At 42.2% G+C, this 24,866-nt stretch carries 20 protein-coding genes and 1 CRISPR repeat array (1 of these 21 only partly in view); of the genes, 7 read left to right on the forward strand and 13 right to left on the reverse strand.

What is annotated here, in order from left to right:
* A CRISPR array of direct repeats spans window positions 1–133; the repeat unit is 36 nt; unit sequence GTTTTAGAGCTGTGTTGTTTCGAATGGTTCCAAAAC; it begins 2,678 nt to the left of the window's first position.
* Window positions 134–178: 45 nt separating this feature from the next.
* From EKB01_RS08150 to pbp1b, 6 genes are all read right to left on the reverse strand, one after another.
* Window positions 179–859, reverse strand: coding sequence for a rhomboid family intramembrane serine protease (locus tag EKB01_RS08150; RefSeq protein ID WP_084852993.1), 681 nt, complete (start codon window positions 857–859; stop codon window positions 179–181).
* Window positions 843–1,382, reverse strand: a complete 540-nt coding sequence (locus EKB01_RS08155) for a 5-formyltetrahydrofolate cyclo-ligase (protein WP_084852992.1) — start codon at window positions 1,380–1,382, stop codon at window positions 843–845. Before EKB01_RS08155 ends, EKB01_RS08150 begins: the two co-directional genes overlap by 17 nt.
* An 11-nt stretch (window positions 1,383–1,393) precedes the next feature.
* The gene (locus tag EKB01_RS08160; RefSeq protein ID WP_167266512.1) at window positions 1,394–2,524 is read right to left on the reverse strand and encodes an N-acetyldiaminopimelate deacetylase; all 1,131 of its coding nucleotides are present in this window, start codon (window positions 2,522–2,524) and stop codon (window positions 1,394–1,396) included.
* 69 nt (window positions 2,525–2,593) lie between these two features.
* A complete protein-coding gene (dapD, locus tag EKB01_RS08165) occupies window positions 2,594–3,292 on the reverse strand; it encodes a 2,3,4,5-tetrahydropyridine-2,6-dicarboxylate N-acetyltransferase (RefSeq protein ID WP_084852990.1) in 699 nt (232 codons plus the stop codon).
* A gap of 84 nt (window positions 3,293–3,376) precedes the next feature.
* On the reverse strand, window positions 3,377–4,288 hold the full coding sequence (locus EKB01_RS08170) for a DMT family transporter (RefSeq protein WP_109290266.1): 912 nt from the start codon (window positions 4,286–4,288) through the stop codon (window positions 3,377–3,379).
* A gap of 77 nt (window positions 4,289–4,365) precedes the next feature.
* Window positions 4,366–6,867, reverse strand: a complete 2,502-nt coding sequence (gene pbp1b, locus EKB01_RS08175; RefSeq protein WP_167266514.1) for a penicillin-binding protein PBP1B — start codon at window positions 6,865–6,867, stop codon at window positions 4,366–4,368.
* Between the two features lie 140 nt (window positions 6,868–7,007).
* Between pbp1b and tyrS the strand changes: the two genes are divergently transcribed.
* Window positions 7,008–8,264 (forward strand): tyrosine--tRNA ligase, encoded by a 1,257-nt coding sequence (gene tyrS / locus EKB01_RS08180; RefSeq protein ID WP_167266518.1) that lies wholly within the window; start codon window positions 7,008–7,010, stop codon window positions 8,262–8,264.
* A 77-nt stretch (window positions 8,265–8,341) separates the two neighbouring features.
* Here tyrS and EKB01_RS08185 read toward each other — a convergent pair whose 3' ends face one another.
* Window positions 8,342–10,405, reverse strand: coding sequence for a heavy metal translocating P-type ATPase (locus EKB01_RS08185; RefSeq protein WP_045618039.1), 2,064 nt, complete (start codon window positions 10,403–10,405; stop codon window positions 8,342–8,344).
* Between the two features lies 1 nt (window position 10,406).
* Window positions 10,407–10,685 carry a DUF6110 family protein gene (locus EKB01_RS08190; protein WP_000910909.1) on the reverse strand — a complete coding sequence of 93 codons (279 nt, stop codon included), beginning with the start codon at window positions 10,683–10,685 and terminating at the stop codon, window positions 10,407–10,409.
* A gap of 151 nt (window positions 10,686–10,836) precedes the next feature.
* On the opposite strand from EKB01_RS08190, the gene EKB01_RS08195 reads away from it, so the two are divergent.
* A complete protein-coding gene (locus EKB01_RS08195; RefSeq protein WP_167266521.1) occupies window positions 10,837–11,685 on the forward strand; it encodes a putative RNA methyltransferase in 849 nt (282 codons plus the stop codon).
* Window positions 11,686–11,795: 110 nt separating this feature from the next.
* On the opposite strand, the gene EKB01_RS09325 is transcribed toward EKB01_RS08195, so the two are convergent.
* The 3 genes from EKB01_RS09325 to malQ form a co-directional block, all read right to left on the reverse strand.
* Window positions 11,796–12,002: a hypothetical protein gene (locus tag EKB01_RS09325; RefSeq protein WP_009013759.1), complete on the reverse strand. Its 207-nt coding sequence runs from the start codon at window positions 12,000–12,002 to the stop codon at window positions 11,796–11,798.
* A gap of 250 nt (window positions 12,003–12,252) precedes the next feature.
* Window positions 12,253–14,511 carry a glycogen/starch/alpha-glucan family phosphorylase gene (gene glgP / locus EKB01_RS08200; RefSeq protein ID WP_167266524.1) on the reverse strand — a complete coding sequence of 753 codons (2,259 nt, stop codon included), beginning with the start codon at window positions 14,509–14,511 and terminating at the stop codon, window positions 12,253–12,255.
* A 24-nt stretch (window positions 14,512–14,535) separates the two neighbouring features.
* Window positions 14,536–16,053 carry a 4-alpha-glucanotransferase gene (gene malQ, locus EKB01_RS08205; RefSeq protein WP_000747313.1) on the reverse strand — a complete coding sequence of 506 codons (1,518 nt, stop codon included), beginning with the start codon at window positions 16,051–16,053 and terminating at the stop codon, window positions 14,536–14,538.
* 475 nt (window positions 16,054–16,528) lie between these two features.
* On the opposite strand from malQ, the gene EKB01_RS08210 reads away from it, so the two are divergent.
* The 5 genes from EKB01_RS08210 (at window position 16,529) to EKB01_RS08230 (ending at window position 22,120) form a co-directional block, all read left to right on the forward strand.
* Complete coding sequence (locus tag EKB01_RS08210) at window positions 16,529–17,800, forward strand: extracellular solute-binding protein (protein ID WP_167266527.1); 1,272 nt, start codon at window positions 16,529–16,531, stop codon at window positions 17,798–17,800.
* 126 nt (window positions 17,801–17,926) lie between these two features.
* Window positions 17,927–19,219 (forward strand): sugar ABC transporter permease, encoded by a 1,293-nt coding sequence (locus EKB01_RS08215; RefSeq protein WP_162279193.1) that lies wholly within the window; start codon window positions 17,927–17,929, stop codon window positions 19,217–19,219.
* 1 nt (window position 19,220) lies between these two features.
* The gene (locus tag EKB01_RS08220) at window positions 19,221–20,063 is read left to right on the forward strand and encodes a sugar ABC transporter permease (protein WP_167266530.1); all 843 of its coding nucleotides are present in this window, start codon (window positions 19,221–19,223) and stop codon (window positions 20,061–20,063) included.
* Between the two features lie 260 nt (window positions 20,064–20,323).
* A complete protein-coding gene (locus tag EKB01_RS08225) occupies window positions 20,324–21,124 on the forward strand; it encodes a DUF1189 family protein (RefSeq protein ID WP_167266533.1) in 801 nt (266 codons plus the stop codon).
* Between the two features lie 9 nt (window positions 21,125–21,133).
* Window positions 21,134–22,120: a LacI family DNA-binding transcriptional regulator gene (locus EKB01_RS08230; RefSeq protein WP_001145418.1), complete on the forward strand. Its 987-nt coding sequence runs from the start codon at window positions 21,134–21,136 to the stop codon at window positions 22,118–22,120.
* Between the two features lie 33 nt (window positions 22,121–22,153).
* On the opposite strand, the gene EKB01_RS08235 is transcribed toward EKB01_RS08230, so the two are convergent.
* Together EKB01_RS08235 and aspS are read right to left on the reverse strand one after the other, a co-directional pair.
* Complete coding sequence (locus tag EKB01_RS08235) at window positions 22,154–23,095, reverse strand: YitT family protein (RefSeq protein ID WP_167266536.1); 942 nt, start codon at window positions 23,093–23,095, stop codon at window positions 22,154–22,156.
* On the reverse strand, window positions 23,073–24,836 hold the full coding sequence (gene aspS / locus EKB01_RS08240; RefSeq protein ID WP_167266541.1) for an aspartate--tRNA ligase: 1,764 nt from the start codon (window positions 24,834–24,836) through the stop codon (window positions 23,073–23,075). The genes EKB01_RS08235 and aspS overlap by 23 nt, the downstream gene beginning before the upstream one ends.
* Window positions 24,837–24,866: the final 30 nt, after the last annotated feature.

A 24,866-nucleotide genomic window follows, 5' to 3' on the forward strand; every position in this document is an offset into this window, starting at 1 on the left:
AAAGCACGTAAGAACCTTGATTGGCTGATTGGTTTTAGAGCTGTGTTGTTTCGAATGGTTCCAAAACCAGATTCTTGCGAAATTCCCAAACAGCTTTGTTTTAGAGCTGTGTTGTTTCGAATGGTTCCAATCTACACAAAAAGCTACTCATTCTTTGAGTAGCTTTTTAACTATCCCCCTACACATAGCTCATTCCCTTATAGCAAAGGAAAACGGCTAGTGCGATAAAAAGTACAGTTGCTCCGATTCGCTGGCTGGTACTATACATCCTTCTCTCCCATTTGACTGGAAAGATGACTGCTAGAAAAGCACCGCCTACTGCACCTCCGATATGCCCAGCTAGGCTGATTCCTGGAATCAGAACACTTCCGATAATATTAATCACAAAAAGTGTCAGATAGGATTGCCCCAACTGCTGGATATAGGGGCTGCGAGTTGCGTAACGCAAAACGATAATCGCAGCAAATAGTCCGTAAAGAGAAGTGGATGCTCCTGCTGCTACAACTTTCGGTGTGAAAGCAAAAACAAAGAGATTGCCCATCATTCCCGATAAGAGATAGAGAAAGAAGAACTGCTTAGAGCCGAAAATCTCCTCCACCTGTCGTCCAAGAAAGTAGAGTGAAATCATATTGACAATGAAATGCTCCCATCCAATATGCACAAATATAGCCGAAAATAGGCGCCAAATCTGCTCTGGGAACAGGCGAATGATCGGTCCATACATAGCTCCAAACTGAAACAGAGTTTTGGCCTGATCAAAGTTGATACCCGTAGTAATCAGCATCAGTAAAAATACAAGGCCAGTCACTAGGAGGAAAAAACTGGTCACAGGATAACGTTTATCAAAGATTTCCTTCATAGATTAGCACCTCCTGGACGGGAATATCATGGTTTTCCAAGTTAAACTCCTGAACTTGACAAGGATAGATTGTACTCATGGTATGCCCAGCAAAATGTTCCAGATAGCGGTCGTAGTATCCTCCACCATATCCGATTCGATAGCCTTCTGTCGTAAAAGCTAGCCCTGGAACATGAATCAAATCAATCTGAGACGGTTCCACCACTTCCAAGTCTCCTTGCGGTTCCAGTAAACCAAAGGAAGTTTTTACCAACTGCTGCGGATGATAGACCACAAAGTCCATGCGCCCCTTGGGATAGGTTTTGGGTATCAGAACCTTTTTGTCGTCCTTCAGCGCCTGCTCAATCAGTTCCTTCGTTTGAAATTCATGCGGAAAGGAGAGATAAGTTGCGATGGTCTTAGCTTTTTGGTAAAAAGGGTGTTGTAAGAAACGCTCAGTTAAAGCTCGATCCATAGCCTGTTTTTGCTCCTGAGATAGAGTCTTCATTTCTTGCAAAATTTTCTTGCGTAGTTCTGCTTTCATAGACAATTCCTCTACTCTGCTGCCTTCTTTTTCAAGAAACTAGAGAATGCATCTACCCCAATGGCTATGGCTTCTTCCTTAGGACTCATCTGAGGGTGATGAAGGGCGTAGGGACTATCGATACCTAGCCAGAACATAACGCCATCTACCTTCGAAAGGAGATAGCCAAAGTCCTCACCGGTCATAGCAGGCTCGATATCAATCAACTCGATTCCGTCTTTCTCTTCAAAAAAGTCCATCAGTTCACGCGCCAAGGCTGGATTGTTCTCCACAGGTAGGTAGCCTCCTTGCTTGAGTTCTACTTCGACTTCCATATCAAAGGCTGCTGCAACACCTTCTGCGACTGTCTTGACTCTTTTTTGTACCAAGAGGCTCATGTCCTGAGTCAAGGCCCGAATGGTTCCGTGTAAAAAGGCTGTGTCTGTAATGACATTGTTGGTTGTTCCAGCTTGGAAAAGACCAAAGGTCACCACCGCTCCCTCGATGGGATTGACATTGCGGCTGACAACTGACTGTACTTGGGTCACAAAGTAACTAGCAGCCACCAAGGCGTCATTGGCTTCATGGGGAAAAGCTGCATGTCCTCCTTTTCCTTTGAAACGAACCTTCACCTCACAAGTCCCTGCAAAGAGCGTATGGGTGTTGGTCGCAATCTGTCCAACCTTCAGATCCGGACGAACATGGAGACCATAAAATTGGTCTGGCAACCAGTCCCCAAAAGCACCATCCTCATACATGAGCATCCCACCGGCTTCATTCTCCTCAGCAGGCTGAAATAGGAAGAGCAGATTATTTTTGGGTTGCTCCTCAAGAGCGCGCTCAAGACAGCCCAAGGCAATGGTCATATGAAAATCATGTCCACAAGCGTGCATACGACCTTGGTGTTGAGAGGCGAAAGGTAGACCTGTTTGTTCGATGATAGGCAGGCCATCAATATCTGTCCGCCAACCAATGGTTCGCTCCGGCTGATTTCCCTGCAAATAGACCAAAATACCTGTCCGCCAAGTACGAACCTGAACAAAATCCTTGCCCGTAGTCAATTTTTCAATCACATCCAGCAAATAAGCCTGAGTCTTAAACTCCTCCAAGCCAATCTCTGGAATCTGGTGTAAATCTCGTCTAATCTGAATCAAATCTAACATCTATCGATCCTCCTTTTGATAGAAGAAAGAGGCTGGAAAAAGGGTTCCGCCTCTTTTTTACTTTTACAATTACAAGGTACGAAGCGCATCCTCAAGCGCTGTTTTTTGTTGGGTTTGGGCATCAATTTCTTTGATAATACGAGCCGGAACACCTGCCACTACCACGTTTTCTGGAACATCTTGGGTAACGATAGCTCCTGCTGCAACAACTGAACCACTGCCGATTTGAACTCCTTCGATCAACACTGCATTAGCACCGATAAGAACATTATCTCCGACACGGACTGGATCTGCGCTAGCTGGCTCAATTACACCTGCCAAAACTGCACCTGCACCAACGTGGCTGTTTTTCCCAACGATAGCACGGCCACCAAGGATGGCACCCATGTCAATCATGGTTCCAGCACCAATTTCAGCACCGATATTGATAACAGCTCCCATCATGATAACAGCATTGTCACCAATTTCAACCTGGTCACGGATAATAGCACCTGGCTCGATACGAGCGTTGATCGCACGTTTATCTAGCAAAGGAACTGCAGAATTACGAGCATCTTGCTCGACAACGTAATCTTGATTTTCTACCAAACCTTCAAGAAGCGGAGCGACATCCTTCCAGTCTCCGAATAAAACATTTCCTAGTTTGACAACAGAGCTAGGCACAGCAGATGCGAGTTGCCCCTCAAAGGTTACTTTGACACTGGTTTTCTTTTCAGCATTGGCGATAAATTGGATAATTTCTTGAGCGTTCATTTTTGTAGCAGTCATAGGCGCCTCCTGGTTCGTTATAATGATACCTATTCTACCAAAAAAGGCCTCAAATTTGAAGCCTCAACTATCAAATAAGCATCTTTACTTGGCTTGTTTTGCTTCTTCTACAGATAAGAAAATCATCGGAACGATAATCAACACCATAGCTAAAGCCAAAAAACCATCCATGACCAATCCCAGAAAAAGAACACTTAATAAAGCTGAAGAAAGCGGTTCGCTAGCACTCACCACCGATACGACCAGCGGGGAAACGAGGGACACAGCCTTCATAGATAGGAAGAAGGCAAAAGCAGTCCCAAACACGGCAATCATCAGACAAATCAGCACACTTACCAGATCCACTTGAAAACTTATCTGATAAATAGGGTAAAGGAAATTACTAAAGAGTCCTGCCAGAATCATCCCCCAACCAACAGTCGGAACAAATCCGTAGCGCCGTGCAAAACGCTGAGGCAGGATAACATTAAACATGACCCCTACTGCACTGAGCAAACCTGTTACTAGAGCCAAAGGTGTCATGGATAACTGGGACAAGTCCCCTTTTGTAGCCATCAAAAAAACACCTAGCATGGCAATCAAAACATAGAAAACTGCTGTAGTCGAAGCCTTCTTCTGATAGATGATTCGATTGTAAAACAGGATAAAAACTGGGCTGATAAATTGCAAAATGGTCGCCGTCGTCGCATTCGAATACTCAACGCAGAGATAAAAGAAAAACTGCACAGAAAAAATACCTAGAATAGCATAGGCTAAAAAAGGTAGATAATTTTTCTTATCACGCCAGATGTCCAACAAGCGGCTACGCAACTGAAAGGCAGATAGACCTAAAACCAAACTCCCCGCCACTAGTAAACGCATAGAAGTAATCCATCCAGAAGACACTGGATAATGAGTGAAAAAATACTCTCCTAAAATCCCACAGATCCCCCAGATTAGGCCTGAGAGTAGCGAGTATAGTGTTCCCTTAACAATCTTTTTCTGATAATGATTCATACTCCTATTGTAACACGAAACCAACAAAGAAAAAAGTAGCAACAAGGAGAAATTACTAACCTTGCTGCTACTCTATCTTAGCGATTAAACAGACGTGAACGTCCTGAAGAGCCACTCTGAGTATTTCCACTCGAACTTGTTGTTCCCGAACTGCTACTTGAGCTTGGAGGAGTTACTGCAGGGATGCTTCCTAGAATATTCTTCCAAGCATTCTGATAATCTGCATCGCTTCCTCCAATAGCAAAGCGGTAGGTGGTTACTGGTGCCCCTTCTTTAGTAGCCCAGTAACTTGTTACGGTAGAACCGGAAACGTTGACTTCTTTGCCATTAATTGAAACCTTGCCCGGTTTCTCCCCTGTAGACTTGAGAACTTGTGACTTGGTCACACTTGAGTCAAGATTAAAGCGCTCATTCCCCCAAATTCCAGGTTTTGCTTGTTGAATGGCATTAACCAAGTGGGCCATATAGTTGGCATTGCGGTAGTGGCCCGCCCCTTTGGCTAGTGGGCGGTTGTCATCGTGACCTAGCCAGCCACCCAAGGTCAAGCGAGGCGTAGAAAGCATAAGCCACATATTTTCATCTTCATTGGTTGTACCAGTTTTTCCAATCCAGTCGGCACTAGCGAGGCTTGGATTGATGGTAGCCAAGTCTGTTTGGAAACTTGAGGTAATCCGAGATGAGATAACATCGCGAAGCAAGCTTTGCATGATGGTCGCTGTCGCTTTTGAGTAAACTTGGACAGGTTTATCTTTATGTTCATAAACCACTCGACCATCTGTTGATTCGATCTTCGCAATCATATGTTTCTTATGGTAAACTCCGTTGTTGGCCAAAGTCTGATATCCGTTAGTATGCTGAGCAACTGTAACGTCAATTCCTCCGCCCATCGGTAAACTCTCAATACCATATTCTGGGATTTCGTAACCCATTTTTTCCATATAGCCTTTAACATCAACACCCTTCTCTCGAAGTGTACGATAAGTCCAGTAGGCTGGGATATTCCATGAGTAGTTAAGGGCCTCCCCTAACGTCATCATCCCTGTACCAGGACTATTGACATACATGATAGGATTGCCGTTTGAAAAGTTGGTCGGATAGTTTGATAAGATACTTGCACTTCCCATCAGACCTTGGTCGATGGCAATACTGTAAGCCAATATCGGCTTAGTAGTCGAAGCAGGAGAACGTTTTGTGTCGATAGCGTGGTTATTCTGATTTTTTTGATAATTGCGACCACCGACAAACCCAAGAATAGCTCCTGTTTGGTTATCCATGAGGACATTCCCCACCTCAGGCTGGCCTGTCGAATCATCTAGCAGATAGCCGTAGGTCGCCACTGCATTTTGCATCGCAGCATGAACATTTTTATTGATAGTCGTCGTAATCTTATATCCACCATTTTCAATTTCCTTAGTCGCTAAATCACGATAAGCTTTCTGGATGGATTCATTCTTTTGCTCTTGTACAGAAACATTATCTCTCTGAATCAGATAGTCATACATCCGATCAGTAGCTTCTGCCAAGGTTGCGAAGTAGAGATAGTCACGCGAAGTACCACTGACACTACCAGATGGTAAGAAGTCTTTCTTAAAATCATAATCCTTGTACTTGTCGTAATCTTCCTGACTTAGAGCCCCTGTCCGGTACATATTATAGAGAACATCTCTAGCCCGTTTGACCCCCAGAGCCAAATCCTCCTCGCTCTTCATACTACCGTCAGATTCATAAGGAGAGTAACTAATTGGGCTCTGTGGCAATCCTGCGATAAAGGCTGCTTGAGGGACCGTTAAATCCGAAGCCTTAACCCCAAAGATCCCTTCTGCAGCCTGTTGGGCACCTGCAATATTTTGTCCTTTATGATTGCGACCAAAAGGAGCAATGTTAAGGTAGGTTGTTAAAATCTCATCCTTACCCATAGCTCGCTCTAAAGCTAGAGCATCAATGATTTCTTTAGCCTTACGAGCTAGAGTGGGAGCATCTCCCACCACTTGCTGCTTGATAACCTGCTGAGTCAAGGTCGAACCACCACTGGATGACCCCAGACCGACAAAAGTTCCCAAGGTCGCACGAATAACGGCCTTAGGCACGACTCCCTTGTGCTCGTTGAAATTCTCGTCTTCTGTCGCAATGATAGCCTTTTTAAGATTATCCGAAATAGCACCTGAAGCGACTGAAGTGCGCAACAAATCGCCCTCGATCGAGGCAATGGCACTGCCGTCAGAATAAGTGATTTCTGAGATAGAGGCAATATCCTTCACTTGCTTGACCAACTCTTCTGCTTGAGGGACCTGGGCCTTGTCAAATAGGGCAACTCCATAACCCATAGCCACCCCAGCACCAAACAGTCCACCGATAAAACCTAAGATAAAGAGAGTGTTGAAGGCCACTTTAAAAGCACTCAAAATCTTAGCGAAAATAGGCCCTGCCTTTCTAACTTTATCAGAAGAGGTCCCCTTTTTACCGGTTTTCTTATCAGCTAGTTTTTCTGCTAGTCTTTTCTTCCATTTTGCAATTCGTTGCATTAGTTGCTGGAAAAAATGCAGCATTTTTGTTTTTAATTCATCAATTCTTTCTTTCATGAATGTCCTCGCTTTCTCTATTATACCATAAAAGGAAAACTTTCAATAAAATAGCCACTTTCTTCCCTATTCCACTAGGCTATTAATCAAGTTTGTGATACAATAGGTAGAAACAATATTTTATAAAGGAGAAAAGACACATGCACATTTTTGATGAGCTAAAAGAGCGTGGTTTGATTTTTCAAACGACTGATGAAGAAGCTTTGCGTAAAGCCCTAGAAGAAGGTCAAGTTTCTTATTATACTGGCTACGATCCAACTGCTGACAGCCTTCACCTCGGTCACCTTGTCGCAATCTTGACAAGTCGTCGTTTGCAACTAGCAGGTCACAAACCTTATGCGCTCGTTGGCGGTGCTACAGGTCTCATCGGAGATCCGTCCTTCAAAGATGCTGAGCGTAGTCTCCAAACAAAAGACACAGTAGAGGGCTGGGTCAAGTCTATCCAAGGACAACTTTCTCGTTTTCTTGACTTTAAAAATGGGGAAAATAAAGCTGTCATGGTCAACAACTACGACTGGTTTGGCAGCATCAGCTTCATTGACTTCCTCCGTGATGTCGGAAAATACTTCACTGTCAACTCCATGATGAGTAAGGAGTCTGTGAAAAAACGGATCGAGACAGGGATTTCTTACACTGAGTTCGCTTACCAAATCATGCAAGGATATGACTTCTACGTCCTTAACCAAGAGCACAACGTAACCCTACAAATCGGTGGTTCTGACCAGTGGGGAAATATGACTGCTGGTACCGAATTGCTTCGTCGCAAGGCTGACAAGACTGGTCACGTTATCACAGTGCCACTCATTACAGATGCAACTGGTAAGAAATTTGGTAAATCAGAAGGAAACGCTGTTTGGCTCAACCCTGAAAAGACTTCTCCATACGAAATGTACCAATTCTGGATGAACGTCATGGACGCTGACGCTGTTCGCTTCTTGAAGATCTTTACCTTCTTGTCACTGGACGAGATTGAAGACATCCGCAAACAATTTGAAGCAGCACCACACGAACGCTTGGCTCAAAAAGTCTTGGCTCGTGAGGTCGTAACACTTGTCCACGGTGAAGAAGCCTACAAGGAAGCCCTTAACATCACTGAGCAACTCTTTGCTGGAAACATCAAAAACCTTTCTGTCAAAGAACTCAAACAAGGACTCCGCGGGGTACCAAATTACCAAGTCCAAGCTGACGAAAACCACAATATCGTGGAACTCCTCGTATCATCTGGCGTGGTTAACTCAAAACGCCAAGCCCGCGAGGATGTTCAAAATGGAGCTATCTACGTCAACGGTGATCGTATCCAAGACCTTGACTATGTCTTGAATGACGCAGATAAGTTAGAGAACGAACTCACTGTTATCCGTCGTGGTAAGAAAAAATACTTTGTATTGACTTACTAAACTGTTCAACATTTATCTATAAACAAAGGAGTTAACCTCGAGAAAGGTAACTCCTTTTTGCTGTTAATAACTCTCATCTATCTATTTTTAATAGACAGACTACGCAAGACAATGCGCAAGGTTGTTAGATTATGTAAGATAGAGAGATTTGAAGGACTGAGCCAATTAAACAAGCCAAAGCCAATCAAACTACTATTTACGACAACGGTATCTTGAATATTCTTCTTGATGAGTATTTGCAAAGATGATGATAGCGAATCCAACTCTTGGAAGAAATCCAAGCGATTATCTAACAATAAGATATCACTCATCTGCTTAGAAATATCTGCGCTTTCATTCATCACCACACCGATATCTGATAGGGTTAGAGCCGCTGAGTCATTCAATCCATCTCCAACCATCAAAATAGTGTGACCTGCTTTCTGCAGTTCCTCTACTAACTCAAATTTCCCATCAGGTTTCAAGTCTGTATAGACCTGATCAAAGGGCAAATCTTTGACTAATTCCTCTGTTCTAACCAAGGTGTCCCCTGTTGCCAGAATCAATTTTTTCCCTTGTGCCTTAAGTTTCTCCAAGGCTGCTTTTGCTTCTTTTCTCAAAGGAGTATGAATGCAGAACATTCCAATCAATTCATTCTGGTAGGCTAAGAATAAGAGATTGTAGTGATTCTTGTACTCTTCAATCAAAGCATGTTGTTCCAAACTAATATGAATCTGCTCATCCTGCATCAAGACATAATTTCCAATAACAACTGGTTGGCCATCTATATGGGATTTGATTCCCTTACTTGCGATATATTGGAGTTTCCCATGCATTTCCTCATGTTCAATCCCCTCTATCTCGGCTTGTTTGACAATGGCATTAGCAATAGGATGATAAATGTGTTCCTCAAGACAGGCACTGATTCTGAGAATATCTTCCTCGCTATAGTCCCCAAAAGGTAACACCTTTTCAACTATAGGATAGCTAGTTGTGATTGTTCCTGTCTTATCAAACAAGAAAGTATCAACTTCCAGATATTTCTCTAGAACATCCCCATCCTTAATCACCATTTCACGGTTCAACCCCTCTTTGATAGCTGTCAAATAAGCTACAGGAGTAGAGATTTTCAAAGCGCAGGAGAAATCAACCAATAGGAATGAAATAGCCTTAGAAAAAGAACCTGTTAATAAGTAAGTCAGACCAGCCCCCAAGAAATTATATTTGACGACCTTGTCCGCCATCTTGATGAAATAGCGTTGTTTAGTTTTCTTGTTTTCTTCAGATTTCTTCATCAACTCAATCAGCTGTAAAATACGGCTGTTCATCTGATTATCGGTTACACGAATGCGTAGCTCCCCAGTTTCCAAGACTGTGTTTGCACAAACCGAATCAGACTCTCTTTTTTCAACTGGAAAACTCTCTCCCGTCAAGGAACTTTCGTTGACCATACCTAAACCTGAAACTACTTGTCCATCAAACAGAATTTCATTTCCTTGAGATAGGACCAAGACATCTCCTATTTGAACATCGGAACTCTTGATACTAACGACCGTATCGCCCTGTACTAAGAATACATCGCTCTCTTTTGCAAGAAGACTCTGTTCTAAATCTGTTGCAGTTTTTTTCAAGGACCACTGATCTAAATGATTCCCCAAATCAAGCATAAACATGATGTTGCTGGCAGTCTTGGATTGGTTCATAAACAAAGACAATAAAATAGCCGAACAGTCCAAGACTTCCATCGTTAGTTCCTTACGCGCTAGTGTTTGATAGGCTTCTTTAACATATCCAAAAGCCTGATAACAAGTCCATATATAGCGAATAGGAGACGGCACAAGACTACGAAAAAGCACACGCTTAATCGCTGCACCTGAAACGATAGAATAGGCACTCTCTTCTCTACGAACAGGAAGAGTCATCAACTCAGAAACTTTCCCTTTATCAATCCTTTTTAAAAAGGCTTCTGCATTGTCTAATACAGAGAAGCCTTCTTTTATACGTAGGGTAAAGTGCTGTTGATCCATGTAAAACTGGATAGACTCAATTCCCTTCTCATCTCTCGCCAAGGAACGAAGATAGTCTTGAATATCCAAGGTAAGTGAAAAAGAAGATGATAGTCGGATATGTTGATATCCTCTATATAGCACTTTAAAAGACATATTATTCTCCTATAAGGCTATCTAATTGCTCTTCTTTTTTCTCTTGCTCATACAAATATTTAGCATCTTGCAAAACATCGTCTCCATGTTGTTTCACAACAGAAACAGATGCATCTAGCTCGTCTTTCAACTTGTAAGCCTTAGCCAAAGCTTTAGAATAACCTTTTTTAGCTTCCTTACTTGCTAAGATTTTCAAACCAAGGGTACCAAATGCGACACCACCCAAAAATAATGAAGATTTTTTCGCAACTTTTGCAACGGTTAATACTTCTTTTAACATACTTATTTCCTCCTTATCATTATTATATAGCAATTTAGATATAAAAGCAATTTCATTTTATAAATTGGAGAATTAGTTTTATTTCTACTGAATCTCCCATCTACTTGCTCCTAAAGTTGCTTTCACTTGCCTCTTTTGATACACTTAAACTATGAATACAAATCTCAAACCCAAACTTCAGCGCTTCGCTGCTGCGACTGCCTTTGCCTGTCCTATCTGCCAAGAAAATCTAACCTTAGTAGAGAGCAGTCTCAAGTGTAGCAATCGTCATTCTTTTGACTTGGCAAAATTTGGCTATGTCAACTTGGCTCCTCAAATCAAGCAATCTGCCAACTACGACAAGAAAAACTTTCAAAACCGCCAAGAAATCCTAGAGGCTGGCTTTTATCAGGCTATCTTAGAAGGTATCTCCGACTTACTAGCCACTAAACCATCCGCAAAAACAGTCTTGGATATCGGTTGTGGCGAAGGCTTCTACTCTCGCAAGCTCCAAGAAAGTCACTCTGACAAAACCTTTTACGCCTTTGATATTTCAAAAGATTCCGTTCAAATCGCTGCCAAGAGCGAACCAAACTGGGCGGTCAACTGGTTTGTCGGCGACCTGGCTCGTCTTCCTATAAAAGACGCCAGCATGGATATCCTGCTTGATATCTTCTCGCCTGCCAACTATGGGGAATTCCGTCGCGTTTTATCCAAAGACGGTATTTTGATCAAGGTCATCCCAACCGAAAATCACCTCAAAGAAATCCGTCAAATGGTGCAGGACCAGCTGACAAAGAAGGATTATTCCAACCAAGATATCAAAGAACATTTCCAGGAACATTTCAGAATCCAATCTAGTCAGATTGCTTCCTTAACAAAACCTATCTCGGCTGAGCAACGCCAAGCCCTGCTTGCCATGACGCCCTTACTCTTTCACGTTGACCATACCAAGATTGACTGGAGCCAACTGACAGAGATTACCATTGAAGCAGAGATTTTGGTTGGGAAAGCACTGTAATTAAAACTTTCAGATAAGACAAAAACCCGCACCTCTTCTTGAGGCGTGGGTTTAAATCACGATTTTTCAACTGTCTATCCGAAAAGTGGAAAAAATTTTAACCTCTCCATTTATTTTCGATTCGAAATGACAAATTTATCAATGAATAATAAGTGAAATGAGGCAAGTGTAATCCCCAAATAGCACCCATGATAAGAGATTTCTTGATGGGTAAGTGGAAAAAGAGTACGATTCCCCATCGAGAGTGATGACAAAACCACAAATAGTATCCAAAATAAATCAGTCCATTTATATTTTGAAAAATATTTTTTCCACATAAAAACACCTTCTTTCTTCACCACAATGCTATTATAATACAAATTATAAGCGGATACAAGAAATACGAGGCCATCAACTACGAAGAATCATGAGACTGAAATACAGTAAAAAGCAGTATTTCTAAAACTTCAACGTATCTATGATTTATCTCTTTTTAGACCTGATTGGCTAAAATCCACATCATTCAAAAAAGCGAATTTCAATTGAAATTCGCTTTTTTTACAAAGTGATTAGTATAAATTTTGTATCTTAGTTCAAGTGCCAGATATCTTCGTTGTACTGAGCGATTGTACGGTCAGATGAGAAGAATCCTGCTTTGGCAATGTTAACGATGACTTTATCCAACCATGCGTCGCGGTCTTCGTAGTCAGCAAGCATTTGCTCTTTGACTTTAATGTAGTCTTCCAAGTCAAGGAGAGTCATGAACCAGTCTTTGTTGATCAATTCGTTGTAAAGACGTTCCAAGCGTTCTTTCTTGCCTACTGCAAGAACAGCGTCACTCACGATGAAGTCAACTAATGGTTTGATAGCTTTACGAGCGTAGAATTCGCTTGATTTGTAAGCTGCTTTTGCGTAAAGGTCGATAACAGTTTCTGAATCTTCACCGAAGATGTAGATATTTTCGTCGCCAACCAACTCAGCAATTTCCACGTTAGCTCCGTCCATAGTACCAAGAGTCAAAGCTCCGTTCAACATGAATTTCATGTTACCAGTACCTGAAGCTTCTTTAGAAGCAAGTGAGATTTGTTCTGAGATATCACATGCTGGGATGAGGAAGCTTGCTGCAGTAACGTTGTAGTTTTCAACCATAACCACTTGCAAGTGTGGAGCTACTTCTGGATCATTTGCAATCACTTCTGACAAGCAAAGGATCAAGTGAATGATGTCTTGGGCGATTGTGTAGGCAGGAGCTGCTTTACCACCAAAGAAGACTGTGATTGGACGAGCAGGGATGTTACCAGCCTTGATATCAAGGTATTTGTGGATGACATACAAAGCGTTCATTTGTTGGCGTTTGTACTCGTGAAGACGTTTGATTTGGATATCAAAGATAGAGTTTGTATTGATTTCCACACCTTGGTGATCTTTCAAGTGACGAGCCAATTTACGTTTGTTGTGAGCCTTGATGCTTTCCAATTTTTCTTTGACAGCTGCTTTGTCTTCGTAAGACAAGAGTTTTTCAAGCTCATCTGCTTCATGGTGCCATCCCTCTCCAATAATCTCATCCAAGTAGTGAGATAGTCTTGGGTTGGCATGCATGAGCCAACGACGGAATGTGATACCGTTTGTTTTGTTGTTGAATTTTTCTGGGTAGATGTCGTAGAAAGCTTTCAACTCTGAGTTCTTCAAGATTTCAGTGTGGAGTGCTGCCACCCCGTTTACGCTGTATCCATAGTGGATATCCATGTGAGCCATGTGTACACGGTCGTTTTCATCAATGATTTGAACAGCTGGATCTTTGTATTCTGCTTTCACACGACGGTCCAATTCTTTGATGATTGGTACCAAGTGAGGAACCACTTCTTCCAAGAATTCAAGAGGCCATTTTTCAAGGGCTTCAGCAAGGATTGTGTGGTTAGTGTAGGCAGTCATGCTACGTACGATTGAGATTGCTTCATCAAGTTCGATACCACGCGCAGTCAAAAGACGGATCAATTCAGGAATCACCATTGAGGGGTGAGTATCATTGATTTGTACAACTGCGTAGTCCGCAAGGTCATGCAAGTTGCTTCCTTTTTCGATCGCTTCGTCGATGATCAATTGTGCACCGTTTGAAACCATGAAGTATTGTTGGAAGATACGGAGCAATTCACCTTGCTTGTCGCTATCGTCTGGGTAAAGGAAGAGAGTCAAGTTGCGAGCGATATCTGTCTTGTCAAAGTTGATACCATCTTCGATGATAGAAGAATCAACTGAATCCAAGTCAAACAAACGCAAGCGGTTTTTAGTAGCTGTCTTGTAACCAGGTACATCGATATCGTAAAGAGTAGATGTCAATGTGAAGTGTGCAAATGGCACTTGGTAGCTACGGCTTGAGCGTACCAACCAGTTTTGCTCAGTCAACCAAGCGTTAGGAATCGTTTCTTGTTGGTTGTTTTTAAGAACTTGTTGGAAAAGACCGAAGTGGTAGTTCAATCCAACACCGTCACCATTCAAACCAAGTGTAGCGATTGAGTCGATAAAGCAGGCTGCCAAACGTCCCAAACCACCGTTACCAAGTGATGGTTCCAATTCTACTTCTTCGATTTCGATCAACTCTTTACCTGCAGCTGCAAGTTCTTTTTTCACATCGTCGTAAAGACCAAGGTTAATCAAGTTATTTGACAAGAGTTTACCGATCAAGAACTCAGCTGAGATGTAGTAAACTTTTTTCTTACCAGTGTTGACTGGTTTTTGACTGCTAGCAAGCTTGCTGTAGTTGAGAAGAGCAAGGTAAAGCTCTTCATTGCTACATTCTGCAATAGTTTTATTGTAACGTTTTTGTACAAATTCGTTTAATGGTAACATGTTTATGTGTCTCCTGATAATGTCTTATTTCTTTAATTCTACCAAATTTTCATTAATTCGGCGATAAATTGTAGTCAAGTCAAGCAAAGTTTCTTCAACAGCTGGTGTGAGTTGGTCTGCTGTCATACGCCATGACCAGTTTCCGCCAAGAGTAGATGGGAAGTTCATACGAGCTGACTCATCTAGTTCTAGCAAGTCTTGCATAGTGGCAATAGCCATGAAGCTAACGGATGAAAAGATTGTGCGAAGCATTGCGTGTGGCACTGTTTCATACTCTTTACGGTTCGTGTAGCGCGCCATGTATTCACGAGTTGGATCGTCGATTTCATTACGGTACCAACCAAGAACCGTATTGTTATCGTGTGTTCCTGTATACATAACAGAGTTGGCAGGTGCCAAGTGTGGGCTATCAATACTTTCGTCTTCTGGATTGAAGGCGAATTGAAGAATCTTCATTCCTGGGAAGCCAGTGCGTTCACGCAACTCGATGACTTCATCTGTCATGAAACCAAGGTCTTCTGCGATGATGTTTAGCTCACCAAGCTCTTCTTTAACAGCTGCGAAGAGTTTGTAGCCAGGACCTTTCACCCATTTACCAGGTGCTGCTGTATCGGAACCAGCAGGAATTTCCCAGTAAGATTCGAAACCGCGGAAATGGTCGATACGAACGATATCGTAAATCTTGAAGCTTTCACGCAAGCGTTCAATCCACCATTTGTAACCGTCTTTGTCCATTGCTTCCCAGTCATAGATTGGGTTTCCCCAAAGCTGACCAGTGGCAGAAAACTCATCTGGTGGGCATCCTGCGATGCAAGTTGCTTTACCAGTGGCATCTGTCTTGAAGAGATGTGGATTTGCCCACATGTCGCTTGAATCTTCCGCAACATAGATTGGCATATCTCCAACGATTTCGATGTGGTTGTCGTTAGCGTAGGCTTTCAATTTCAACCATTGTTGGAAGAAGAAGTATTGAGTCACACGGTGGTAAACCAACTTGTCTGCCAATTTCTCACGGTAGCTTTCAAGTGCTGAAGCTTTACGCGCACGAGCGTCTGCATCTGGCCATTCTGTCCAAGCAAGATTGTCAAAATGCTCTTTAATCGCCATATATTCTGCGAAGAGTTCGAGCCATGATTGGTTGTCTTGAGCAAACTTCTCAAAATCTTTGACATCACCCACTTCCAAGAAGCGTTTCACAGCTTTTTCTAAAAGTGGACGACGTGCGTAATAAATCTTCGCATAGTCAACTTCAGATGCATCGCTACCAAAGTCAACACCTTCAAGGTCACTAGCTTCCAACAAGCCTTGCTCTACCAAAATATCAAGGTCGATAAAATGCGTATTTCCAGCAAAGGCTGAGAATGATTGGTATGGAGAATCTCCATAGCTTGTTGTCCCAAGAGGGAGGATTTGCCAGTAACGTTGCTTCGTACGAACCAAGAAATCGACGAAATCATAGGCAGTCTGACCAAATGATCCAATCCCGTATGCTCCTGGTAGAGAAGAGATGTGCATCAACACACCACTTTGACGTTTTTTCATAATAGCACCTCATATGTTTGTTATAAAACGTTGCGCAATCAAGGCGCAAACGTTTGCGTTAAATTAAGTATAGCGTATTTCAAACACAAATGCAAGCGTTTTTAAAAATTTTTTTGAATTATTTTTATCTAACTAAAACTTATTCCCACTGATATTTTACGAAATAAGCGAAAAAATTTTTAAAGATTTTCTGATTTAAGATAATTCATTCCGAACGTCTGCTATATTTTCTGAAAATTGGGCTAAATTAACGCAATCGTTTCCCTTGGTTTTCACAAAATAAGAAAATCAGCGTTTAGGATATTTTCTTCCTATTAAAGGTAATCATATCCACTTCCAAACCTTAAAAATTTTTTAAAATTTTTTCAAAAAAACCTTGCAACCGTTTTCTATTTGTGCTATACTAAGCTCATAAAGGAAAACGTTTGCGTTTCCCGAATAAATTATAACTGTTATTCTTTAGGAGGAATACACTATGTCATCTAAATTCATGAAGAGCGCTGCTGTGCTCGGAACTGCTACTCTAGCTAGCTTACTTTTGGTAGCTTGCGGAAGCAAAACTGCTGATAAAGCAGCTGATACTAGCTCATCTGAAGCAAAAGAACTTACTTTCTACGTTGAAGACCAATACAAAGCCTACGCTGAAAAAGTTGCTGCAGCTTATGAAAAAGAATCAGGTACAAAAGTTAACATCAAATCAGGTGACCAACTTGGTGGACTTGACAAACTTTCTCTTGACAACCAATCAGGTCAAGCTGCTGACGTTATGATGGCACCATACGACCGCGTAGGTAGCCTTGGTACTGACGGACAACTTTCAGAAGTTAAATTGAGCGACGGCGCTAAAACAGATGATAAGACTAAATCTCTTGTAACAGCTGCTGACGGTAAAGTTTACGGTGCTCCTGCCGTTATCGAGTCACTTGTTATGTACTATAACAAAGATTTGCTTAAAGAAGCTCCTAAAACATTTGCTGATTTGGAAAACCTTGCTAAAGACAGCAAATACGCTTTCGCTGGTGAAGATGGCAAAACTACTGCATTCCTAGCCGACTGGACAAACTTCTACTACGCATACGGACTCCTTGCTGGTAACGGTGGTTACGTATTCGGACAAAACGGTAAAGACGCTAAAGACATCGGTCTTGCAAACGACGGTTCTATCACAGGTATCAACTACGCTAAATCTTGGTACGAAAAATGGCCTAAAGGGATGCAAGATACTGAAGGTGCTGCAAACTTGATCCAAACTCAATTCCAAGAAGGTAAAACAGCTGCTATCATCGACGGTCCTTGGAAAGCTCAAGCATTCAAAGATGCTAAAGTAAACTACGGTGTTGCTACTATTCCAACTCTTCCAAATGGTAAAGACTACACACCATTCGGTGGTGGTAAAGCTTGGATCATCCCATCAAGCACTAAGAACCTTGAAGCTGCACAAAAATTTGTAGACTTCCTTGTTTCAACTGAACAACAAAAAGCATTCTACGATGCAACTAACGAAATCCCAGCTAACACTGAAGCTCGTTCATACGCTGAAGGCAAAAAAGATGAGTTGACAACAGCCGTGATTGAACAGTTCAAGAACGCTCAACCAATGCCAAACATTTCTCAAATGTCAGCTGTTTGGGATCCAGCTAAAACAATGCTCTTTGACGCTGTAAGTGGTAAAAAAGATGCTAAGACAGCTGCTAACGATGCTGTTACATTGATCAAAGAAACAATCAAACAAAAATTTGGTGAATAATTGAATTCGTTACAAGGGGGGAGAATACAAATCCCCCTTTGATTTTATAAATTTACGAATGATTGCAGTTGCCTATCTAGTGATTGGAGACAAACTTCAATCTCGTATCCTATGAAAGGAGTATTCATGGAAAACCAACAACCTAGCAAAGCAGCCTTGCTTTCAGTGATTCCTGGGTTAGGACAGATTTACAATAAACAAAAGGCCAAAGGTTTTATCTTCCTTGGTGTCACTATCGTGTTTGTTCTTTATTTCCTAGCACTTGCAGCCCCTGAATTGCACAATTTGATCACTCTTGGTGACAAGCCAGGTCGTGATAATTCCCTCTTTATGCTGATTCGTGGTGCCTTCCATTTAATCTTTGTAGTCGTTTATGTGCTCTTTTATTTCTCAAATATTAAAGATGCACATACAATCGCAAAACGTATTAACAATGGAATTCCTGTCCCACGTACTTTTAAAGATATGATCAAAGGTATTTATGAGAATGGTTTCCCTTACCTCTTGATCATCCCATCTTACGTCGCTATGACATTTGCGATTATCTTCCCAGTTATCGTAACCTTGATGATTGCCTTTACCAACTATGACTTCCAACACTTGCCACCAAACAAATTGTTGGACTGGGTTGGTTTGACTAACTTTACAAACATCTGGAGCTTAAGTACCTTCCGTTCAGCCTTCGGTGCGGTTCTTTCTTGGACCATCATCTGGGCCTTGGCTGCTTCTACCTTGCAGATTGTCATTGGTATATTTACAGCAATCGTTGCCAACCAACCATTTATCAAAGGAAAACGTATCTTTGGTGTTATTTTCCTTCTTCCTTGGGCTGTTCCAGCCTTCATCACTATCTTGACATTCTCAAACATGTTTAACGATAGTGTCGGAGCGATCAACACTCAAGTATTGCCTATCTTGGCTAAGGTTCTTCCTTTCCTTGACGGTGCTCTTATCCCTTGGAAAACAGACCCAACTTGGACGAAGATTGCCTTGATTATGATGCAAGGTTGGCTAGGATTCCCATACATCTACGTTTTGACTTTGGGTATCTTGCAGTCGATTCCTAACGACCTCTACGAAGCGGCTTACATCGATGGTGCCAATGCTTGGCAAAAATTCCGCAACATCACTTTCCCTATGATTTTGGCTGTTGCAGCACCAACATTGATCAGCCAATACACCTTCAACTTTAACAACTTCTCTATCATATACCTCTTCAACGGCGGAGGTCCTGGTAGCGTTGGTGGTGGAGCCGGTTCAACTGATATCTTGATCTCATGGATTTATCGTTTGACAACAGGTACATCTCCTCAATACTCTATGGCGGCAGCTGTTACCTTGATCATCTCTATCATTGTCATCTCTATCTCTATGATCGCATTCAAGAAACTACACGCATTTGATATGGAGGATGTCTAAGATGAATAACTCAATCAAACTCAAACGTAGACTGACTCAAACCCTCACTTACCTCTACTTGATTGGTCTTTCAATCGTGATTATCTATCCACTTTTGATTACTATTATGTCAGCCTTTAAAGCAGGTAACGTCGCAGCCTTTAAACTAGATACTAACATCGACTTCAATTTTGATAACTTTAAAGGACTCTTTACTGAAACCTTATACGGTACTTGGTATCTCAATACCTTGATTATCGCCTTGATTACCATGGTTGTTCAAACAAGTATCATCGTACTTGCTGGTTATGCCTACAGCCGTTACAACTTCTTGGCTCGTAAACAAAGTTTGGTCTTCTTCTTGATCATCCAAATGGTACCAACAATGGCCGCTTTGACAGCCTTCTTCGTTATGGCCCTTATGTTGAATGCCCTTAACCATAGCTGGTTCCTCATCTTCCTCTACGTTGGTGGCGGTATCCCGATGAATGCTTGGTTGATGAAAGGCTACTTCGACACAGTACCAATGTCTCTTGATGAATCAGCAAAACTAGATGGTGCAGGACACTTCCGCCGCTTCTGGCAAATCGTTCTCCCTCTTGTTCGCCCAATGGTTGCGGTACAAGCCCTCTGGGCCTTCATGGGACCTTTCGGAGACTATATCCTCTCTAGTTTCTTACTTCGTGAGAAAGAATACTTTACTGTTGCCGTTGGTCTACAGACCTTTGTCAGCAATGTGAAAAACTTGAAGATCGCCTACTTCTCAGCAGGTGCTATCCTCATCGCGCTTCCAATCTGTATTCTCTTCTTCTTCCTACAAAAGAACTTTGTTTCAGGACTTACAAGTGGTGGCGACAAGGGATAATCTATCCCCGCCACCCTTTTTTCATTTTATACTCTTCGAAAATCTCTTCAAACCACGTCAGCTTTATCTCCAACCTCAAAGCTGTGCTTTGAGCAACCTGTGGCTAGCTTCCTAGTTTGCTCTTTGATTTTCATTGAGTATTAGCGATTGTTACTGTAAATAATATCCTTGCGACAAGCAATTTGTCTCCTAGACTTGAAATAAAGCACATTTCTCTATATAATAATACTCATATAGAAAACACTTTTAGAAAGATGCCTATGCTTCCATATCCATTCTCGTATTTCTCTAGTATCTGGGGATTTCGTAAGCCCCTATCAAAACGTTCCGGCCTCAACTGGTTTCAGCTTCTCTTTACAAGCATTTTCCTCATCAGTTTGTCTATGGTTCCGATTGCCATTCAAAACAGCTCACAGGAAACGTATCCACTGGATACCTTTATCGATAATGTCTACACTCCACTGACAGATGAAGCGATCATGGACTTGTCAGAGAATGCACAAATCGTTGATGGAAAGCTGAACTACTCAGGTGCGAAGAATCAGCAGCCTTCTCTTTTGATTGGCCCAAGCCAAAACAAGGAATTGCCAAAGGATCTGCAACTTCATTTTGATACGGAAGAACTCGTCATCAGTAAGGAAAGTAAGGAACTAACTCGCATTCGCTACCACGCTATTCAAACGGAGAGTTTCCAGAGTAAGGAAGATCTAACCCAGGCCATTTCTAAAGATTGGTACCAACAAAATCGGGTCTATATCAGTCTCTTTCTCGTTCTTGGTGCAAGCTTCCTCTTTGGATTGAATTTCTTCATTGTCTCTCTTGGAGCTAGTCTCCTCCTTTATATCACCAAAAAATCACGCCTCTTTTCATTTAGGACTTTTAAAGAGTGCTACCATTTTATCTTGAACTGTTTAGGATTACCCACTCTGATTACGCTTATTTTGGGACTTTTTGGCCAGAATATGTCAACCCTTATCACTGTACAAAACATTCTTTTTGTTCTTTATCTGGTCACTATTTTTTACAAGACACATTTCCGTGATCCAGATTATCATAAATAGGAGATTTTTATGCCCGTGACGATTAAAGATGTGGCTAAAGCAGCAGGTGTCTCACCTTCAACTGTTACCCGCGTCATCCAAAATAAATCAACGATTAGTGATGAAACCAAAAAACGAGTTCGCAAGGCGATGAAGGAGCTCAACTACCATCCCAACCTCAATGCTCGTAGCTTGGTAAGTAGCTATACTCAGGTTATCGGTCTGGTGCTTCCTGATGACTCGGATGCCTTTTACCAAAATCCTTTCTTCCCATCTGTTCTACGAGGGATCGCCCAAGTGGCATCTGAGAACCACTATGCTATTCAGATTGCAACTGGGAAAGATGCAAAAGAGCGACTCAAAGCTATTTCCCAGATGGTCTATGGTAAGCGTGTAGATGGTTTGATTTTCCTCTATGCCCAAGAAGAGGATCCTTTGGTTAAACTAGTAGCCGATGAGCAATTTCCTTTCCTTATCTTAGGTAAATCTCTATCTCCCTTCATTCCGCTTGTCGATAATGACAATGTCCAGGCAGGTTTTGATGCGACAGAATATTTCATCAAAAAAGGATGCAAGCGAATTGCCTTCATCGGAGGAACCAAAAAACTTTTCGTAACACAAGATCGTCTAATGGGTTATGAGTTAGCTCTTAAACAATACCAACTTCCTATTGATCCCAATCTGACCTACTTTGCGACCGAATTTCTTGAAGATAATGGTTATCGCTTTAGTAAACTTCTCTTCGAACATGATCCAAATATTGATGCTATTATTACTATTGATAGCCTTCTTGCTGCAGGGGTCTGTGATTACATCGCAAAACACCAACTGGATGTCCCTGTCCTCAGCTTTGACTCGGTCAACCCTAAACTGAACTTGGCAGCCTATGTGGATATCAATAGTTTAGAACTCGGGCGCGTTTCCTTTGAAACCATTCTCCAGATCATCAACGATGCTAAAAACAATAAACAGATTTGTTACCGCCAGTTGATTGGACACAAAATTATCGAAAAATAAAGACCAGCCCCAAGGCTGGTCTTTTGAGTATTATTAATTGTCTGTTTCTACGAATCGTCCTAGGATGTGGACATTTTCGGATACAGAGACAAAGGCTGTCGGATCGACCTGTTTCATGATGTGTTTAAAATCATTAAACTCTGCTCGTGTGATAACTGTAATCAAGACTGCTTTTCTCTCATGATTATAGGTTCCTTCTGCATCGTGGATCATGGTTGCTCCGCGGTGCAATTTTTTATGGATTTTTGCAATTACCTTGTCAGGATTATTGGTCACAATCATGGCCTGCATGCGTTTTTGCTTGGTAAAGACCGCGTCTGTCACACGACTGGAGACAAAGATAGTAATCATGGAGTAGAGGGCGTATTTCCAACCAAAGGTCAATCCTGCTATCAGCATGATGGTTCCATTTACTAGGAAAGAAATACTACCGACATTCTTACCCGTTTTCTTTCGAATGGTCAGACTGACGATATCTGTACCTCCGCTAGAAATATTGTTACGGAGCGCAAAACCAATCCCCAAGCCCATGACAACACCCCCAAAAAGAGCATTGATAATGGGATCCTCTGTCAAGGTCACAACTGGTACAAGCTGGATAAAGAGGGAACTCATGGATACTGTGATAAAGGTAAAGATTGTAAACTTATGCCCAATCTGATACCAAGCCAAAATCATCAACGGAAAATTGATAGCATAAAAGGTTAGCGATATCGGAATGTAAAAACCAAACCAGTGATTACTCAAGGCAGAGATAATCTGTGCCAGACCCGTCGCACCACTGGAGTAAACGTGTCCTGGTTGAAAAAAGAAATTGACTGCTACTGCTGACAGAAAGCCATAAACCAGAGAAGCCGAGATTTTCTCATCATATTTTTCCCGAGAGATACTTTGTAAAACTCGTAAGATCTTTATCTGATAAGCAAAGCGGCGCAGATAATAGCGCCACCGCTTAATTCGTTTTGCTTGTTTCATCTTCTTCTACTTGTAAGCTGAGTTCCTCTAGTTGTTTGAGAGCGACTGTTGATGGAGCTTGAGTCATTGGGTCGGTTGCCTTATTGTTCTTAGGAAAGGCAATGACTTCACGAATGTTTTCTTCTCCTGCTAAGAGCATGACAAAACGGTCAAGACCGATCGCCAAACCACCGTGTGGTGGGAAACCATAGTCCATGGCTTCAAGAAGGAAGCCAAACTGGTCATTTGCTTCTTCAGCTGAGAAACCAAGAGCCTTAAACATGCGTTCTTGAAGGTCTTTGTGGTTGATACGAAGACTACCACCACCAAGCTCATAACCATTCAAGACGATATCGTAAGCAATGGCACGAACCTTAGCCAAATCACCTTCTAATTCGTGAGCTGTTTCTTCCTGTGGAAGGGTAAATGGATGGTGGGCGCTCATGTAGCGGCCTTCTTCTTCAGACCATTCAAACATTGGCCAATCAACCACCCAAAGGAAGTTGAATTGATCGTTATCAATCAAGCCAAGCTCTTTGGCGATACGGCCACGAAGGGCACCTAATGTTGCATTAGCTACCTCAAGCGTATCTGCTACAAAGAGAACCAAATCCTTATCTTCAAGACCAAGTGCTGCAGTCAATTCTGCTTGGATACCAGTCAAGAACTTGGCAACTGGTCCATTTAATTCTCCATCAACTACCTTGACCCAAGCAAGACCTTTGGCTCCGTACTGCTTAGCTACTTCGGTCATCTTGTCGATGTCTTTACGTGAATAGTTATCTGCAGCTCCTTTGACTACAATAGCTTTTACAGCAGGTGCTTCTGAGAAGACTTTAAAATCAACACCCTTGACAACTTCTGTCAAGTCCTGAAGCAACATATCAAAACGAGTATCTGGCTTATCAGAACCATAGAGAGACATCGCGTCATCATACTTCATACGAGGGAATGGAAGCGTCACGTCAATGCCTTTGGTTTCTTTCATCACGCGCGCAATCAATCCTTCTGTAATATCTTGGATTTCTTGCTCCGTAAGGAAGGATGTTTCCAAGTCGACCTGGGTAAACTCAGGCTGACGGTCACCACGCAAGTCCTCATCACGGAAGCATTTGACGATTTGGTAATAGCGGTCGAAACCAGCATTCATCAAAAGTTGCTTGGTAATCTGTGGACTTTGAGGAAGAGCGTAGAAATGCCCTTTATTAACACGAGACGGCACCAAATAGTCACGCGCCCCTTCTGGCGTTGACTTCGAAAGGAATGGCGTCTCCACATCGATAAATTCCAACTCATCCAAGTAGTTACGGATAGAGTGGGTCACTTTAGCACGAAGTTTGAGATTTTCTAACATCTCTGGACGACGAAGGTCAAGGTAACGGTAACGCAAACGCGTATCGTCATTGGCCTCAATACCATCTTTAATCTCAAAAGGTGTTGTTTTGGCTGTATTCAACACTGTCAAAGCTGTCACGTTCAATTCAACCGCACCAGTCGGCAATTTATCATTGGCTTGCTCACGCGCAGCGACTTGCCCAGTCACCTCAATGACAAATTCGCTACGAAGGCTTTCAGCTGTTGCCATGACCTCTGCAGAGACTTTTTCAGGGTTGATAACCAACTGCATGATCCCTTCACGGTCACGAAGGTCGATAAAGATCAAACCACCCAAGTCACGACGACGGCCAACCCATCCTTTCAAAGTAATTTCTTGTCCGATGTGTTCCTCACGAACACGACCAGCATACATACTACGTTTCATGTTTTCTCTCCTCTTTTATTCTGTTACTAT

Source organism: Streptococcus sp. CCUG 71758, from assembly GCF_011714815.1.
GTDB lineage: Bacteria > Bacillota > Bacilli > Lactobacillales > Streptococcaceae > Streptococcus > Streptococcus halitosis.